The sequence below is a fragment of the Pseudomonas cucumis genome (assembly GCF_030687935.1).
GTDB classification, from domain to species: Bacteria; Pseudomonadota; Gammaproteobacteria; order Pseudomonadales; family Pseudomonadaceae; genus Aquipseudomonas; species Aquipseudomonas cucumis.
Genome location: NZ_CP117454.1, coordinates 1969488 through 1985686, shown reverse-complemented (window position 1 = coordinate 1985686; position 16199 = coordinate 1969488). Strand labels below are relative to the sequence as shown.

Below are 16199 nucleotides of genomic sequence, written 5' to 3'. Positions count from 1 at the left end.
GCTCCAGATTAATCAGCGCGAGGGACTGCGAATGTTCGAACCTGACAAGGTCCTGGCCTTGAACAATGCCATCGGCCTGCTGGTGGTCGCCGCCATGAACCCCGAGCAGCCTGATGTCGAAGCGTTACTCGGTGATTTTCGACTCTGCCTCAACGACTACGAAGCCTGGGCGGAAAACTTCTGGGCCGGTGGGGCACTGAACGTCGAGCAGGTGTTCAAGGTCGGCAACGAAGTCCGGCTCAGCGCACCGAAGGACTCCAACGCCCCTGTCAGTTCGACGCTCGCCATGTGCCCCGCCAGCGGTCCGTTGACGCTGGTGCACCTGTTTGAGGCCGCGCGTTTCGTGCCGATCGGCAATACGCCGGTGATGCTCGAACCGGTTATCTCGCGGCGTAATGGCGAACTGGCGTTCGGTGAGCCCGTCCACAAAACCATCGGCCCCAGCGGCATCCTCGAAATCCCCGAATGCTGGCGTGGTCAGCGCTATCGCATCACTTTCTTTCCCGATGTTTCCGCTCATCACGTCAAAGCGCTCTATGCCTCCTATCAAGACGTGATCGGCGAGCTCGAAGGCTGGTTGCGCAATGAATGGTCGAGCGAATTCCAGCCCTTGTGGGCAGGGTTTTCCGAGGCAGGGTTCACCCAGCGCTACGGCATGTTGCAACAGGCTGACTGGCGCGGCTTCGAGCGTTCGCTGCACGGTTTGTGGGATGACGTGAAGCAGGTCTACGCCCTGCTGGCAGACCTGCAAACCAACAGCGAAAAACTCCTTGAGTACCTGAACCAAGGCGAGCTTGAGACGTTGCTGAATGCCTCGGCTGAAGTCATCGCCAATGTGTTGCTGATGTTGAGCGATGAGCCGTTGATGTTCATCCATCTCGCGGCCTTTACCAGTTGGCTGAGGATGCTGCCGCCGCAGTACATCGCCGAAGTCCTGGCGCAAATTCGTACAGAACTGTTGATCAATTTCCTGCTGGTGCGCCTCACCGGCCCTACGGGCCTGAAACTCGGCATGAGCGCCAAAGTCCTGGACAAGGTCAAGTCCAAGCGGGCTCGGCAATGGTTGGCGGCGGCCAGTTTACGGTTGGCCGAACTGACGGCCAGATCTGACCTGACAACCCACGCTGGCGTGCTCAAACCGCTCGTGGTCAGCGCGCGGAATGCACCACTGAAACCGGCACCGACGGTTCCGTTACAGATCCGTGCTGGCGACTCTCCTGCCGTACAGGTGAACAATCCGGTCGCCATTGCTCGTGACAAGTCCGAAGCCATGACCCGGCTCGGCCGTCATGAACCTCACGACGACGTCCCGGATCAGGCGAAAAACCCTAACGGCGACAGCGCTACTTGCGCGCCGTCCACCTGCAAAAATGGCTGCCCCGTGTCGATGGTCACCGGTGAAGAACTGCTGACCCTCACCGACGGCTCACTGGATGGGCTGCTGCCGTTTGCCTTCACCCGGTTGTACCGAACCAGCGCGGTGGAAATCGATTGCGGGCTGGGCTGGGGTTGGAGCCATTCGCTGGCGCAGCGGCTAGAGCTGGACGATGAACAGGTCGTCTGGGTCGACCATGAAAACCGTCGCACGACGTTTCCGCTGCCGAGCGTCGAGCGCCCGGCGATCCACAATAGCCTGTCGCGGGCGGCAATTTACCTCGGGGACGAGCCCGACGAACTGATCCTCGCCCAGGCTGGCGACGACACGCGTTTTTACCACTTTCATAACGGTCGGCTGACGGCGATCAGCGACGCCTACAACAACCGCTTGCGCCTCACCCGCGACCGTCAGGAGCGCATTCAACGCCTCGATAACGGCGCCGGTCGTTCGCTGCTGTTGTGCTATGAGCGCAGGCACCTCATTGCCGTCGAATACCAGTCGTTTCACTCCTGCGATGTTTTGGGCGAAGCCTGGCGTACAGAGCAGACGCTGGTTTTCTATCGCTACGACGCTCGCCAACGCTTGATCGAAGCGACCAACGCTGCCGGGGAAAGCGAGCGTTACGACTACGACGATCAACACGTGATCCTGCAGCGACAACTGGTCGGTGGGGCGAGTTTCTTCTGGGAGTGGGAACGGTCCGGCAAGGCGGCGCGCTGCGTCCGGCATTGGGCGTCGTTTGCGCAGATGGAAGCGCGCTATGTCTGGGATGAGCAAGGTAGCGTTACGGTCCAGAACATCGATGGCAGCGAAGAGGTTTACGTCCACGACGACCGGGCACGGCTGGTGCGCCGGGTTGAGCTGGACGGCGGTGAGCAGCTCAAGGCCTACGACGATCAGGGTCGACTGATTGCCGAGCAGGACCCGCTCGGCGCCGTCACCGAATACCGCTACGACGAAGTCGGACGGCTGGTGGCGCTGATTCCGCCGCAAGACGAGCCGACAGCCTACGAATACCGCAACGGTTTCCTGCACGCGCGCTATCGCGGCAAAACGGTGTGGAAATATCAGCGCAATGTTCAGGGGGACGTCACCGAAGCGACCGATCCGGACGGGCAGGTCACCCACTATCACTACGACGCTCAGGGGCGTTTGCTGTCGATCCGCTACCCGGACACCAGCCGGCATGTGTTTGTCTGGAATGCCTTGGGGCAGTTGCTCGAAGAGACCTTGCCGGACGGTGGTCAGAGGCGCTTTTCCTACGACGCGCTAGGCCGGCAGACGACTCGTCAGGACGAACACGGTGCGCTCACCCAGTACCAATGGGATACCGTCGGCCGACTGGTTCAGACGACGCTGCCTACCGGCGCCACTCGCACCTTCAGTTACAACGCCTACGGCAAAATCACCGCCGAACGCGATGAATTGGGCCGCATCACCCGCTACGAATACGCCGACGATCTGCACCTGGTCAGCCGCCGGATCAATCCCGATGGCACGCAACTGCGTTATCGCTACGACAACGCGCAGTTACGGCTGACGGAAATCGAAAATGAATCCGGTGAAAAGTATCGGCTGGACTACACGCCCGCCGGCCTGATCCGACAGGAAACCGGCTTCGACGACCGTCGCACCGCTTACAGCTATGACCTCAACGGCCACCTGCAGGAGAAAACCGAGTTTGGTGATGACGACTCACAGCTGATCACCGGCTATCAGCGGGACTCGGCTGGACGTCTGCTGGTCAAGACCCTGCCCGATGGCGTCAAGGTCAAGTACCGCTACGACTCGCTGGGCCGACTGGTCCGTGTCGACGACGGCTACCACCATCCGCTGGAATTCGAATACGACGCCCAGGACAGGCTGATCACCGAGCACCAAAGTTGGGGCACCTTGCGTTACCGCTACGACGCGTGCGGCCGACTCAACCACCTGCGCCTGCCGGACAACAGCAAACTCGATTATCACCACGCCAAGGGCGGCGTGCTGACGGCCATTGACCTCAACGGCACACGCCTCACCACCCACCAGTTTGCCTTCGGTCGCGAACAAAACCGCCAACAGGGCCTGCTGCTCAGCGAATACGCCTACGACGAACAAGGCCGGCTGAAAGCCCATGCCGTCAGCCAACTTCAACATCCGCTGTACCGTCGCGACTATGCCTACAGCGCCAACGGCAATCTCGACCACATCGCCGATACCCGCCATGGCCAGCGCAGCTACCAATACGACGCCCTCGACCGCCTGATCCGCGTCCGCCATTCCCGTGACCAACCGCCGGAAAGCTTCGCCCACGACCCGGCGGGCAATCTGTTGATGCAGGATCACCCCGGCGTTGCGAAGGTGCTGGGTAATCGCCTGCTGATGCAAGGCGACCGGCATTACGACTACGACGCCTTCGGCAACCTGACCCGCGAGCGTCGCGGTACCGCGCAAAAACTCGTCACCGAATACCACTACGACTGCCAGCACCGGCTGATTGGCGCCACCCTCCCTAACGGCAGCCAAGCCACTTACCGCTACGACGCCTTCGGCCGCCGTATCAGCAAATCCGTCGACGGCAAAACCACCGAATTTTTCTGGCAAGGCGACCACCTCGTCGCCGAACACAGCCAGGATCACCATCGCAGCTACATCTACGAACCTGGCACCTTCCGCCCCCTCGCCATGCTCGACGGCAAAGGCCCGCGCCAAGCCTGCCCGTTCTACTACCAACTCGACCACCTCGGCACACCGCAAGAACTCACCGACTACAGCGGCGACATCATCTGGGCCGCCCGATACACCGCCTATGGCCGCCTCACCCGCCTCAACCGCGACACCCACCAGGTCCTCGATCAACCGCTGCGCTTTCAAGGGCAGTATTTCGACGCGGAAACCGGCCTGCATTACAACCGGCATCGCTACTACAATCCGGAGGTCGGGCGATATTTGACACCGGACCCGAGCAAGTTGGCGGGCGGGTTAAACGGCTATCAGTACACGCGCAATCCGGTGGGCTGGGTTGATCCGTTGGGGTTGAGTGATTGTCCTGGAGGGGATGGGTGTAAGAAGCCGTCGTTTGGGGATGAGGATCCGGCGGGTAGGGTGGGGGTTGATAAGGGAGAGCCAACAACTCCTTCACCTAAAAAAGAAGAGGATTACTTATACCGCGGTGATGAACGAGATCCCAATGATGTATTTAAAAACGGTTTTAACAGCAAAGGGAAAAGTAATGATCTATTGCTCCACTCTATAGATAGTGAAAACCCACCCAGTAATTTCATCAGCACAACGCCCTCGCGAGATGTTGGTAAACTTTTCGCGACCGGTTATCACACAAAAGTAGGTTACCTCTATACTCTTCAAAAAATAGATGGATATGATTTGCAGAAGGAGCTTGGACAAGCTTACCTTTTCGGAGCAGAAAAAGAGATAGCGATAGCTAACCGCATAGAAAATGTCGATGTACTTGGTGCCACCCTAATCATTGATGATGGCAGAGAGCTCGGCTATTCCATACCTAATCCGTATAGGATAATAAAAAAATGATATTTAAGGTTGAAATAACCATAAGCATCGACAGCACAAAAGAAATCGCCATTCTTACATGCGACAACAAAAGCGTAACTATAACTTTTACAATGAAAAGCGGATTTAATAAAAAATATTCAGATAGTAATTTTTATAAATGTTTCGCTCGCCTTCGAGAAGACAACCCCAACATACAATTCCTCTGCAAGGGATCAAAAATCAACGTACATCCCTCAAGCATGTCATCACAGATGTCTCTTGGTTTGAAAGCATATGAATTGACATTGGGCAAAACGTCATCACTCAACAATATAGTTTATATCTTTGATTATGAGGACAATAATCTAACAAACGATCCACACGAACAATTATCTTTCTATAGACGCTGGATTGAATCAGAAAAAATCTGATTCGTTATGTGATCAAGCCCGGCTCATGTCCGGGCCAGATTAGCACTAAGAAAACTCTAACCGCCTGTTTTACCTCCACTTTCCGCTCCACCACCGCTCTCATCAATTTCAAAATCACCTGACTCTCCAGACCCACTTCCAGAACCACTCCCCATCGAACTTCCATCGCTCATCGACCCACTCCCCTTCCCCGGGCTGGTGCTACTCCCGCTGGCATCGCCGCCATCCCCACCACCAATGGTGTCCGGTGGCGGCACCTTTTTTCCATCCGAGGTACCCGCATTCATTTCCGAATAAGGTGGCATCCCGCCCTTGTCGACCGGCGCATCGCGGCCAGAAGATTGAGCAAACGCCGCTGATGAACTGATCGACAATAAGCCGACCACCGTCAGGGTCGTCAATTTTGACCTGATCATGGCGCACCTCCTTTTAAAGAGTGCTTTACCTGATGTCTGGCAGCGGTCGCTTTTTAAAGGTGCCGCACGATCGACGAGCGGCGATGGAACGCTGCGCAGGCTTCAGCTCGGTTCTCCCGATAGATCGTCACCGGCAATGTCTGGGTCTTCGGGGTCGGCTTCCACATCACCGCGCTTCACATCATCGGTATCGGTGGGCACCTGCTCCACGCCGGTGTCGTCATCGTCGGGCGGGCGCTGATCGCGACTCAGGGAGTCGGTGGGTGAAGGCAGGGGATATTCGGGGGTATCGTCGTCGATATCGGATTCTTTTGGATCAGCGTTCATAACGCACCTCTCAATGGACCTGAAAAGCAGATCCTGACATTTCGAGGACCGCACGATAGACGCAGTTCGATCAGAGGGACGATCGGTCGGTCCGACCGCAACCCCTGTTACTCGTCGTCTTCCTCGTCGTATTCGTCGTACTCGACATTGCCCACATCGCCTGCGTCATCGGCATCGTTGAGCGGCACCGTGGCGTCGTCCATCAGAGACCCCGGGTCTTCGTTGCCAGGATCGTTGATCGGACCTTCATCTTCGATGCCTTCGGTTTCCGGAGTCATGACATGCCTCGCAACGTTCAGGGGTGTATGAAGTTCGAGGCGTCCTACGGGCAAACGTTCCAGAGTCCTACGGACAGAAACGAAAAACCCGGCGCTGGGCCGGGTTTCTATGTCACTCGATATCGAGTTAGCGATGCTTGTACTTATTTTTATGCTTGTGTTTGTGTTTGCCGCCACCGGAATGCGAGCTGCCGCTGTCATTACCCAAGTTGCTACCCACCGCACCACCAGCTGCTCCGCCCAAGCCAGCGCCAATAGTCGAACCCGTGGAGCCGCCCAAACTATTGCCGATCACCGAGCCGCCCGCCGCGCCAATACCGCCACCGACGGCCGCTTCTGTTCGACTGCCCTTGCGCGCACCGACCGCGCTCCCTGCCGCACCACCGACGCCAGCGCCCACTGCTGCTCCCGTGCTGCCGCCTAATTGACCGCCGACCACGTTACCCAGCGCGCCGCCAAGACCACCGCCCACTGCAGCGGTGCCGTCACCGGCAGCCATTGCACCCTGAGCGACCAAAAGTCCTAAAACCACCGTGGACAATGTCAAACGCATGATATGAACCTCTAATTTCCGCATCGGGGGAAGAACGTGCCGCGGATAGGCCTCAGCCTGACATCTGCGGTTATTGGACCCGGCCAATCATGAACCGGGGGACAGCAAACCAGATACCGACTGTACGAGATTTGAGCCACATACGGGAAAAACGTTCCAAAACGAAAAAGCCCGGCATCAAGCCGGGCTTTTTCAGCGGATCATTAGGATCAGTGGCGCTTTTTGGACAGATTGCTGCCCACGCCGCCGCCCAATGCGCCACCCAGGCCGGCGCCGATGGTGGAACCTGTCTTGCCGCCCAGGCTGTTACCGATCACCGAACCGCCCGCCGCGCCCACACCGCCGCCAATGGCCGCTTTGGTGCGGCTGCCTTTGCGTGCTGCAACAGCACTGCCGGCTGCGCCCGCTACACCAGCACCAATCGCTGCACCTGTGCTGCCGCCCATTTTCTGACCGACCACATTACCCAGTGCGCCACCCAGACCACCACCGAGCGCGGCAGTGCCGTCACCGGCAGCCATCGCACCTTGAGCAACCAAAAGGCCCAAAACCAGAGCAGGCAGTGTCAAACGCATAACGAGAACCTCAAAAAAGGGGGAAACCGAAAGGCCGGAGATTGAATGCTTTAGAGGAGGCAAAGTCCAGACACAAACACGGAACAACCTCGTCATTGGCGACGGTTGGACAGCATTTATGGAAAAGGTTTTATGACAGGCAAAAAAAAGCCCGCTGGGGAGACGGGCCAGGGTACTGCTTTCTAACGGATGAGCTGAGACTACGTAGGCAGGTGTGAAAAGTTTGTGAAAAAAAACCTGGTGCTCGTAAAGTTTGTAGGACGTTTTCCCGCATTGCCGCCAAGCCACGCTTTCTACCCTTCAAAAACAAGAAACCCCGCTCAATGGCGGGGCTCGACGAATCACTGTTTACTTCCTGGAAGGCGCACCCAGCTTGGGCATGAATTTCGACTTCGGCCCTCGAGTTCGAGGTACTGTAGATTTTATTTTGTTGATTTTGATACGGTCTTCACCGAAGCTCGGCACATAGTCCGTCTGACCACACTGCACGCAATTATTGATTGGAAACTCCGCCCCGTCGTCTTCGATATACGGCTCAGTCATATCTTCGCTCCTCTCAACGGGTCGATACCGGCAAGCCCTATTTGCCTGGAAAATATCGACCACCCAGGATTTTGAGACTAGTCGGTCATTCCCGGACTTGTGATTCAGATTGTTACGTGCCCGACGAATGGCCAGCGCTTGCTTCCTACAAAACCGGATGGCGAATAAACAGAATGTGCGCGTCCTTGGCACCGCGGCATCCTCAAGATTTCTTCACACCACTTACCGCAGTTTGACCGCCGTCCCGGTCACAAACACCACTACCATTCCACCCTTGCCGGACGGCATGCTGATCTCATAATCGAGCCCTACCACTGCATCCGCCTGAAGCGCCCGCGCCCGCTCCTTGATCTCGTCGGTGGCCTGAATTCGCGCATCCTTCAATGCCCGCTCCAATGTCTGAGAACGTCCGCCGAAAAAATCCCGCATCCCGGCAAACAAGTCGCGAATCACGTTAACGCCCTGCACCGACTCGGCGCTGACGATGTCCAGGTAAGCGGTGATTTGCCGGCCTTCGATGGTGTGGGTTGTGGTGGTGATCATGAAATGTCCTTGTTCAGAGCTGTCGTCGATAGGGTGAACCGACGGAAAAAGCGGCGCGAGAATTGAGTATAGAGATCGAGTCCCGCCGAGGGCGGTTGCCAGTCTAACAGGGGGCGGAACACGCCTGAAACACAGCGTTGGGGGCGGTTTGAAAAAGTGGCAGCCATGATTGAAAAATCCGGACACCAGAAACCACAAAACCCCTGACTTCTCTCGAAATCAGGGGTTTTGTGTATATCGAATTTGGCGGTGAAGGAGAGATTCGAACTCTCGATACAGTTTCCTGTATACACACTTTCCAGGCGTGCTCCTTAAGCCACTCGGACACTTCACCGTATCTCTTCAAACATGTTCTGTCTGTCGAGGCGCGCTAATGTAGTCGAAAGCTTTTCTGATGGCAAACTTTTTTTGCAGAATTTTCATGCGGTTAGCGATTTAGTTGTTCCGGTGGGTGCCGTGCCATGGCAAACCCGCCAATCTCCGGCTTCGCGCCCTCTTCTATATAGAGGGGAATGCGCGGCTGGCGTGGCCGGCAACGCTTGCCGGGCGGGGAAAAGGGTGACCGGGTGGTCAGTCACGGCGCTTTACCTGGCCTACGGCGGTGGGTAACGTCTGCCCTACTTTATTAGAAGGATTGGCGTCATGAGTGAGTTGATTTCCTACCATCTCGAAGACGGTATCGCGACCCTGACCTTGAGCAATGGCAAGGTCAATGCCATCTCGCCGGATGTGATTGTTGCGTTTAACGCTGCGCTGGATCGGGCAGTAGCGGATCGGGCGGTGGTGATCATTACCAGCCAGCCGGGCATTTTTTCGGGTGGTTATGACTTGAAGGTGATGACAGCCGGCCCTAAAGAGGCGATTGCACTGGTGGCTGCCGGTTCGACCCTGGCTCGTCGCCTGCTGTCGCACCCGTTCCCGGTGGTTGTGGCCTGCCCTGGACATGCGGTGGCCAAGGGTGCGTTTATTCTGTTGTCGGCGGACTACCGCATTGGTGTCGACGGCCCGTTCAGCATTGGTCTGAACGAAGTGCAGATCGGCATGACCATGCACCACGCCGGTATCGAGCTGGCGCGTGATCGTCTGCGCAAATCGGCGTTTCATCGTGCGGTTATCAATGCCGAGATGTTCAATCCGCAGAGTGCTGTGGATGCCGGTTTCCTTGATCTGGTGGTATCGGCCGAAGAGCTGCAAGGCGCAGCGCTGGCGGCGGCTCGTCAGTTGAAGAAGCTCAACATGACCGCTCACAAAAACACCAAACTGAAAGTGCGTAAGGCGTTGTTGGAGACGCTGGACAACGCGATCATCCTGGATCAGGAGCATATGGGTTAAGCCCCTACGCGTTGCACCGAAAAGCCCGACCGTCGTGTCGGCTTTTTCTTACGTGTCCGGTTTAAAACCTTACAAGCGCTCTAGGCCGCATCTGACCCATAAGTCGGAAACATGCGCTCAAACATCGGCTATCTCCCACTTCCATAGCGGCAATTGCCGAAAACAGCGCACATCCGTACACTGCGCCACCTTTTGTCCCGGTGGGCCTTTAAATGCTGTTTGTGTTTCGTATGTTATTGATGGGCTTGCACTTTATTCTGGCCGGCCTGCTTGGGGTGATCCTCGGTCTATGCCGGCCGTTTAATCCGGACAACAGCCGTTTATGCGCGCGTCTGTATGCGTGGCCGGCGATGTGCATTTTGCGCTTGCGGGTGAAGACCGACGTCGGGCCGTTGATGGATAAGCCTGACAGCTGCGTGATCATTGCTAACCACCAGTCCAACTACGATCTGTTTGTGTTCGGCAACGTGGTGCCCCGCCGCACCGTGTGCATTGGCAAGAAGAGCCTGAAGTGGGTGCCGTTATTCGGGCAGTTGTTCTGGCTGGCCGGCAATGTGTTGATTGACCGCGGCAATGCGCACAAGGCACGCCAGTCGATGCTGACCACTACTCGCACCTTGCAGCATGAAGACACCTCGATCTGGGTCTTCCCGGAAGGCACGCGCAACCTCGGCGAAGAATTGCTGCCATTCAAGAAAGGCGCGTTTCAGATGGCGATTGCCGCGGGCGTGCCAATCGTTCCGGTGTGTGTCAGCAGTTACGTCAAACACATGCGACTAAACCGCTGGCGCAGTGGGAAGATTCTGATCCGTTCGCTGCCGGCGATTCCTACGGCTGGATTGAGTCTGGATGACATGCCGATGCTGATCGCCCAGTGCCGCGAGCAGATGCGCGAGTGTATCGACTCGATGGATCGGCAACTGCAAGCCGCCTGAAGAAACCCGCCCTGTGCGGGTTTTCTTTTGCCTGCGAACTCTACAGATTTTGCTGACTCTCAAGCAGCAGACAAGGTTAAGCTGAATCCTGCCTGGCACCGCCAGTCTTTACAGAAAGCGGCTAATAAGAAGTGAATCACCATCATGGGTAGAGTCGTTGCTGCTGCGGTTTACAGCGCCGGTAAGAAAGTCACCAATATCACCCTCGACGAAGGTGCTGCCTGGGCCGCCAAGCCTGGCCACTTTGTGTGGATTGGTCTGGAAGAACCGAACGCCGAAGAGCTGTTCAACCTGCAACGTCAGTTCAACCTGCATGAACTGGCTATCGAAGACGCCCTGGAAAAACACAGCCGACCGAAGCTGGAAACGTTCGGCGACGCACTGTTTATCGTCACGTATTCGCCGATCCGCAATGAAGGCAAACTGGAGTTCATCGAAACTCATATCTTTGCCGGGAAGGGCTACATCATTACCGCACGCAATGGTCATTCAGCGTCCTACGCCTATGTCCGACAGCGTTGTGAGGCGCGGCCGCTGTTGCTGGAGCATGGGGAAGATTTCGTACTCTATGCCATCCTCGACTTCGTGATTGAAAACTACCAGCCGATGGGCGAAGCGATTCATGCCGAGATCGATGAGCTGGAGACCAATGTCCTCTGCGGTTCCCTGAACGAACGCGATATCCAGAAACTCCACGGCCTGCGTCGCGATGTATTGCGCTTGCGCCGGTTTGCGGCGCCGATGGTAGAGATCGGTGAGGAACTGCAAAATCTGAGCTTTCCGTTCATCGACAAGAATATGCGCCCGTACTTTCGCGATGTGCAGATTCATGTCACGCGGCAGATGGAAGACCTCACGACCTTGGCGGACATTGCCAGCCAGACCATCGAGGTCGGGGTGTTGCTGGAGGCGTCGCGCCAGAGCGTGGTGCAGCGCAAGTTTGCGGCGTGGGCGGCGATTCTGGCGTTCCCGACGGCGGTGGCCGGGATCTACGGGATGAACTTCGAGGACATGCCAGAGTTGACTTGGCATTATGGGTATTTCGGGGTGTTGGGGTTTATTGCCGTTGGGTGCGTCGGTTTGTGGGCGAGTTTCAAGCGGTCGGGGTGGTTGTGAGTATGGTGTGACGCGGAGCGTCACGGGATGCATTCCCACGCGGAGCGTGGGAATGATCAAACATCCGACTAAGGCTTGTGCGCCACAAACCGCATCATCCACTCCGCAACAGTCGCTCCATGGTGAGGATGCTCCAGGCTCGCCATACCTTTCTGATAAACCTCTTCGCCCAGATGCTGCTGACGAATATCCAGCAACGCCCGTGAGTAATCGTGAATGAACTCCGGATGCCCCTGGAAGCACAGCACTTGATCGTTGATGTGGTACGCGGCGAACGGGCAAAAATCGCTCGAGGCGATGACCGTAGCGTTTTCCGGCAGCGCGGTGACCTGATCCTGGTGGCTGATCAGTAGCGTCAACTCCTCCCTCAGCGGGCTCATCCACGGCGCCTTGGCCGCAAGTTTGTAGCTGTGGGTGCCGACGCCCCAACCCTGGGTCGCCCGCTCGCTCTTGCCGCCCAACAACAGCGCCAGCAGTTGATGGCCGAAGCACACGCCCAGCAGTTTGTCGCCGCGTTCGTAGCGGTTCAGCAGGTACGTCTTGAGGGTTTGAATCCACGGGTCGGTGCCGAAGGAATCAGCCTTGCTGCCGGTGACCAGGTACGCATCAAAGGTCTCGTCATCACTGGGATAATCGCCCTGCATCACGTTGTACACAGTGAATTCGGCAGCAATGGGCTGCTGCGAAAACAGACGCTGGAACATCTGCCCGTAACCCTGATATTGATCGACCAGTTCCGGACGCAGGATGTCGGTTTCCAGAATGCAGATGCGTAACGACATAAAAAATACCTGACACATGAAGGGAATAATGCACACCCCAGAGCCTGCCTTGAAACACAGTGGCAAGGCAAGCCCCGGAGCGCGTCATCGGTCCCTTGGAACGTCCCTTAAAACAACGCGTCTTTGGCGGCTTTCTCCAGCAGCAGCGCAGGCGGTGTAAAGCGCTCACCGTACTGCTCGGCCAGGTACTGGGCGCGAGCGACGAAGTCTTTCACGCCGTACTGATTGATGAACTGCAGCGCACCGCCGGTCCAGGCCGCGAAGCCGATGCCGAAGATCGAGCCGACGTTGGCATCCGCCGTCGAGGTGAGCACGCCCTCTTCCAGACAGCGCACGGTTTCGATGGCTTGGACGAACAGCAGTCGATCGCGTATGTCCTTCGGCGAAATCTGCCCATCGGCTTTCTCGAAACGGCTTTTCAGTTCTGGCCACAAATGCTTCTGCCCTGTGGCGGGGTAATCGTAGAAACCACCTCCAGCGGCCTTGCCCGGACGCTTGTATTCCTTGAGCAACAAGTCAATCACGGCGAACGCCGGGTGCTCAATCAGGGTTTTCCCTTCTGCTCGCAGGTCTTTGGCGGTTTGTTCGCGGATATGGCTCATGAGGCTGAGGGAAACTTCGTCGGAGATCGCCAGAGGTCCGACAGGCATGCCGGCCTTACGCGCTTCGGTCTCGATCATTGGCGCGCTCACACCTTCGCCGAGCATGGCAATGCCTTCGTTGGTGAAGGTGCCGAACACCCGCGAGGTAAAGAAGCCGCGACTGTCGTTAACCACAATCGGGGTTTTCTTGATTTGCAGGACGAAATCGAAACCTCGAACCAGGGTTTCGTCGCTGGTATGGACGCCCTTGATGATTTCCACCAGTGGCATTTTCTCCACGGGACTGAAGAAATGCAGGCCGATAAATTTCGTCTGGTCCGGCACGGCGGTGGCCAGGCCGCTGATCGGCAAGGTCGAGGTGTTGGAGGCGATGACCGCATCCGGGCCGACGATTGCTTGCGCGGCTGATGAGACCTTGGCTTTCAGTTCGCGATCTTCAAACACTGCTTCGATGATCAAGTCGCAGCCGGCCAGATCCGCATCGTTCTCGGTGGCATGGATTCGCGTCAGAATCGCCTCGCGTTGTTCCCGGCTCAGGTGACCGCGCGCAACCTTTTTGTCCAGCAGCGTCGCCGAGTGGGCCTTGCCCTTCTCTGCCGCAGCGAGGTTGATGTCTTTGAGCACCACGTCGATGCCGGCTGATGCGCTGACAAACGCGATGCCCGCGCCCATCATCCCGGCGCCGAGCACGCCGACTTTCTTCGTCACGCAAGGCGCGATGCCTTGGGGCCGCGAGCCGCCAGCGTTGATCTCATTGAGCTGAAACCAGAAGGTGCCGATAAGGTTTTTCGACACTTGGCCCGTGGTCAGTTCGGTGAAGTAGCGGGTTTCGATCAGGTGCGCCGTATCGAAATCCACCTGGGCGCCTTCCACAGCGGCGCAGAGGATTTTCTCCGGCGCGGGCAGGCAGCCCTGGGTTTTGCTGCGCAGGATCGATGGCGTGATGGCCAGCATCGGCGCGAGCTTCGGGTCCGACGGCGTGCCGCCAGGAATCTGATAACCCTTCACGTCCCAGCGCTGCACAGCGACCGGGTGAGCGACAATCCACGCCCGCGCCTTGGCCATCAGTTCATCTCGATCGGCGGCCAATTCGTCGATCAACCGCGCCTGCAACGCCTGTTGCGGCCGGATTTTCTTGCCTTCCAGCAGATACGGCAGGGCTTTTTCAATGCCCAGCATGCGCACCATGCGCACTACCCCGCCGCCGCCCGGCAACAGGCCAAGAGTGACTTCCGGCAGGCCCAGCAGCACCGACGGATTGTCCAGCGCCACACGGTGATGGCAGGCCAGGCAGATTTCCCAACCGCCGCCGAGTGCCGCGCCATTAATGGCGGCGACCACCGGTTTGCCGAGGGTTTCCAGGGTGCGCAGTTGGCCTTTGAGGGTCAGCACCATGTCGTAAAAGGTTTTGGCCTCGGGTTTGCCGACCTTGATCAGCTCATTGAGGTCGCCGCCGGCGAAGAAGGTCTTCTTGGCCGAGGTGATGATCACGCCGGCAATGGCGTCCTTTTCGGCGACCAGTCGGGCGACGCAGGTGGCCATGGCCTCGCGGTAGACCGCGTTCATGGTGTTGGCACTCTGGCCCGGCATGTCGATGGTCAGGACGACAATCTGGTCCTGACCCTTTTCGTAACGGATGGCTTCGGTCATGGCAATTTTCCTTGAGTCGGATTTTCTTAAAGTCGGGCTCAGAGGCGTTCGATGATGGTGGCAATGCCCATGCCGCCGCCGACACACAATGTCGCCAAGCCATAGCGCAGGCGCCGGGTTTCCAGTTCATCGAGCAGCGTGCCGAGAATCGCGCAGCCGGTGGCGCCGAGCGGGTGGCCCATGGCGATGGAGCCGCCGTTGACGTTGACCTTGTCGGGGTCGATGGCCATGTCCTTGATGAACTTGAGCACCACCGAGGCGAATGCTTCGTTGACTTCGAACAGGTCGATGTCTTCGACCCGCAGCCCGGCCTTGGCCAGTGCCTTGCGAGTGGCCGGCGCAGGGCCGGTGAGCATGATGGTCGGGTCGGTGCTGGTGACCGCTGTGGCGACGATTCGCGCTCGCGGCTGCAAGCCCAGCGCCCGGCCCTTGGCCTCGGAGCCGATCAGCATCAGCGCCGCGCCATCAACAATCCCGGAACTGTTGCCCGGCGTGTGCACGTGGTTGATCCGCTCGACCTGGCTGTAAACCCGCAATGCCGTGGCGTCGAAGCCCATTTGCCCGATCATTTCGAAACTCGGTTTGAGTTTGCCCAGGCCTTCCATTGTCGATTCGGCGCGAATGAACTCATCGTGATCGAGCAGGATGATGCCGTTCTGGTCCCGCACCGGCACCAGCGACTTGTTGAACGAACCGTTCGCCCGCGCCCGCGCCGCCTTCTGCTGGGAGTGCAAGGCGAAGGCATCGACGTCCTGACGGCTGAAGCCTTCAATCGTGGCGATCAGGTCGGCCCCCACACCCTGGGGCGTGAAGTGGTTGTGCAAATTGGTTTCCGGGTCCAGCGCCCAAGCGCCACCGTCACTGCCCATGGGCACGCGGGACATTGACTCGACGCCACCGACCACCACCAGGTCTTCGAAACCGGAACGCACTTTCATCGCACCGAGGTTCACCGCCTCCAGCCCCGACGCGCAGAAGCGATTGAGCTGCATGCCGGCCACGCTGACGTCCCAATCGGCCACCTGCGTGGCGGTCTTGGCGATGTCGGAACCCTGGTCGCCGATGGGCGTCACGCAGCCGAGCACGACATCATCGACCTGACTGGTGTCCAGGGACGTGCGCTGCTGCAGCGCCGTCAGCAGCCCGGCCACCAGGTTCACTGGCTTGACGCTGTGCAAGGCGCCATTGGCCTTGCCTTTGCCACGGGGCGTGCGTAACGCGTCGAATATCAAAGCTTGGGTCATGA

15 protein-coding genes and 1 tRNA gene are annotated in these 16199 nt (G+C 58.0%); 5 read left to right on the top strand and 11 right to left on the bottom strand.

Annotation, left to right across the window (positions count from 1 at the left end; all coding sequences use genetic code 11):
• Nucleotides 1-31 precede the first annotated feature (31 nt).
• Nucleotides 32-4909 (top strand): RHS repeat-associated core domain-containing protein, encoded by a 4878-nt coding sequence (locus PSH97_RS09100; RefSeq protein WP_305448913.1) that lies wholly within the window; start codon nucleotides 32-34, stop codon nucleotides 4907-4909.
• Nucleotides 4906-5301, top strand: a complete 396-nt coding sequence (locus PSH97_RS09095; RefSeq protein WP_305448912.1) for a hypothetical protein — start codon at nucleotides 4906-4908, stop codon at nucleotides 5299-5301. Before PSH97_RS09100 ends, PSH97_RS09095 begins: the two co-directional genes overlap by 4 nt.
• Before the next feature lie 56 nt (nucleotides 5302-5357).
• Here PSH97_RS09095 and PSH97_RS09090 read toward each other — a convergent pair whose 3' ends face one another.
• The 8 genes from PSH97_RS09090 to PSH97_RS09055 form a co-directional block, all read right to left on the bottom strand.
• Entirely contained in the window at nucleotides 5358-5717 is a 360-nt protein-coding gene (locus tag PSH97_RS09090) for a hypothetical protein (protein WP_305448911.1), read from the bottom strand.
• A gap of 102 nt (nucleotides 5718-5819) precedes the next feature.
• Nucleotides 5820-6044 (bottom strand): hypothetical protein, encoded by a 225-nt coding sequence (locus PSH97_RS09085; RefSeq protein ID WP_305448910.1) that lies wholly within the window; start codon nucleotides 6042-6044, stop codon nucleotides 5820-5822.
• 107 nt (nucleotides 6045-6151) lie between these two features.
• Entirely contained in the window at nucleotides 6152-6322 is a 171-nt protein-coding gene (locus PSH97_RS09080; protein WP_305448909.1) for a hypothetical protein, read from the bottom strand.
• Nucleotides 6323-6449: 127 nt separating this feature from the next.
• Nucleotides 6450-6875 carry a hypothetical protein gene (locus PSH97_RS09075; protein WP_052965390.1) on the bottom strand — a complete coding sequence of 142 codons (426 nt, stop codon included), beginning with the start codon at nucleotides 6873-6875 and terminating at the stop codon, nucleotides 6450-6452.
• Nucleotides 6876-7084: 209 nt separating this feature from the next.
• The gene (locus PSH97_RS09070) at nucleotides 7085-7450 is read right to left on the bottom strand and encodes a glycine zipper domain-containing protein (protein ID WP_038979874.1); all 366 of its coding nucleotides are present in this window, start codon (nucleotides 7448-7450) and stop codon (nucleotides 7085-7087) included.
• 348 nt (nucleotides 7451-7798) lie between these two features.
• Nucleotides 7799-7993, bottom strand: a complete 195-nt coding sequence (locus PSH97_RS09065) for a hypothetical protein (RefSeq protein WP_008072999.1) — start codon at nucleotides 7991-7993, stop codon at nucleotides 7799-7801.
• A 222-nt stretch (nucleotides 7994-8215) separates the two neighbouring features.
• A complete protein-coding gene (locus PSH97_RS09060; protein ID WP_038979872.1) occupies nucleotides 8216-8536 on the bottom strand; it encodes a YbjQ family protein in 321 nt (106 codons plus the stop codon).
• A gap of 244 nt (nucleotides 8537-8780) precedes the next feature.
• Nucleotides 8781-8870: transfer RNA gene (locus tag PSH97_RS09055), tRNA-Ser, on the bottom strand.
• A 308-nt stretch (nucleotides 8871-9178) separates the two neighbouring features.
• Between PSH97_RS09055 and PSH97_RS09050 the strand changes: the two genes are divergently transcribed.
• From PSH97_RS09050 to PSH97_RS09040, 3 genes are all read left to right on the top strand, one after another.
• Nucleotides 9179-9868, top strand: coding sequence for a crotonase/enoyl-CoA hydratase family protein (locus PSH97_RS09050; RefSeq protein WP_123496361.1), 690 nt, complete (start codon nucleotides 9179-9181; stop codon nucleotides 9866-9868).
• Between the two features lie 212 nt (nucleotides 9869-10080).
• On the top strand, nucleotides 10081-10803 hold the full coding sequence (locus PSH97_RS09045; protein ID WP_305448908.1) for a lysophospholipid acyltransferase family protein: 723 nt from the start codon (nucleotides 10081-10083) through the stop codon (nucleotides 10801-10803).
• Nucleotides 10804-10947: 144 nt separating this feature from the next.
• Nucleotides 10948-11919: a magnesium and cobalt transport protein CorA gene (locus PSH97_RS09040; protein WP_305448907.1), complete on the top strand. Its 972-nt coding sequence runs from the start codon at nucleotides 10948-10950 to the stop codon at nucleotides 11917-11919.
• Between the two features lie 68 nt (nucleotides 11920-11987).
• Here PSH97_RS09040 and PSH97_RS09035 read toward each other — a convergent pair whose 3' ends face one another.
• From PSH97_RS09035 to PSH97_RS09025, 3 genes are all read right to left on the bottom strand, one after another.
• Nucleotides 11988-12701: an amidotransferase gene (locus tag PSH97_RS09035; RefSeq protein ID WP_305426032.1), complete on the bottom strand. Its 714-nt coding sequence runs from the start codon at nucleotides 12699-12701 to the stop codon at nucleotides 11988-11990.
• 107 nt (nucleotides 12702-12808) lie between these two features.
• The gene (locus tag PSH97_RS09030; protein ID WP_305448906.1) at nucleotides 12809-14953 is read right to left on the bottom strand and encodes a 3-hydroxyacyl-CoA dehydrogenase NAD-binding domain-containing protein; all 2145 of its coding nucleotides are present in this window, start codon (nucleotides 14951-14953) and stop codon (nucleotides 12809-12811) included.
• Nucleotides 14954-14991: 38 nt separating this feature from the next.
• The gene (locus PSH97_RS09025) at nucleotides 14992-16197 is read right to left on the bottom strand and encodes an acetyl-CoA C-acetyltransferase (protein WP_305448905.1); all 1206 of its coding nucleotides are present in this window, start codon (nucleotides 16195-16197) and stop codon (nucleotides 14992-14994) included.
• Nucleotides 16198-16199 lie beyond the last annotated feature (2 nt).

Coding starts and splice junctions, on each gene's coding strand:
- PSH97_RS09100 (WP_305448913.1), top strand. CDS start 32: ATGTTCGAACCTGACAAGGTCCTGGCCTTGAACAATGCCATCGGCCTG.
- PSH97_RS09095 (WP_305448912.1), top strand. CDS start 4,906: ATGATATTTAAGGTTGAAATAACCATAAGCATCGACAGCACAAAAGAA.
- PSH97_RS09090 (WP_305448911.1), bottom strand. CDS start 5,717: ATGATCAGGTCAAAATTGACGACCCTGACGGTGGTCGGCTTATTGTCG.
- PSH97_RS09085 (WP_305448910.1), bottom strand. CDS start 6,044: ATGAACGCTGATCCAAAAGAATCCGATATCGACGACGATACCCCCGAA.
- PSH97_RS09080 (WP_305448909.1), bottom strand. CDS start 6,322: ATGACTCCGGAAACCGAAGGCATCGAAGATGAAGGTCCGATCAACGAT.
- PSH97_RS09075 (WP_052965390.1), bottom strand. CDS start 6,875: ATGCGTTTGACATTGTCCACGGTGGTTTTAGGACTTTTGGTCGCTCAG.
- PSH97_RS09070 (WP_038979874.1), bottom strand. CDS start 7,450: ATGCGTTTGACACTGCCTGCTCTGGTTTTGGGCCTTTTGGTTGCTCAA.
- PSH97_RS09065 (WP_008072999.1), bottom strand. CDS start 7,993: ATGACTGAGCCGTATATCGAAGACGACGGGGCGGAGTTTCCAATCAAT.
- PSH97_RS09060 (WP_038979872.1), bottom strand. CDS start 8,536: ATGATCACCACCACAACCCACACCATCGAAGGCCGGCAAATCACCGCT.
- PSH97_RS09050 (WP_123496361.1), top strand. CDS start 9,179: ATGAGTGAGTTGATTTCCTACCATCTCGAAGACGGTATCGCGACCCTG.
- PSH97_RS09045 (WP_305448908.1), top strand. CDS start 10,081: ATGCTGTTTGTGTTTCGTATGTTATTGATGGGCTTGCACTTTATTCTG.
- PSH97_RS09040 (WP_305448907.1), top strand. CDS start 10,948: ATGGGTAGAGTCGTTGCTGCTGCGGTTTACAGCGCCGGTAAGAAAGTC.
- PSH97_RS09035 (WP_305426032.1), bottom strand. CDS start 12,701: ATGTCGTTACGCATCTGCATTCTGGAAACCGACATCCTGCGTCCGGAA.
- PSH97_RS09030 (WP_305448906.1), bottom strand. CDS start 14,953: ATGACCGAAGCCATCCGTTACGAAAAGGGTCAGGACCAGATTGTCGTC.
- PSH97_RS09025 (WP_305448905.1), bottom strand. CDS start 16,197: ATGACCCAAGCTTTGATATTCGACGCGTTACGCACGCCCCGTGGCAAA.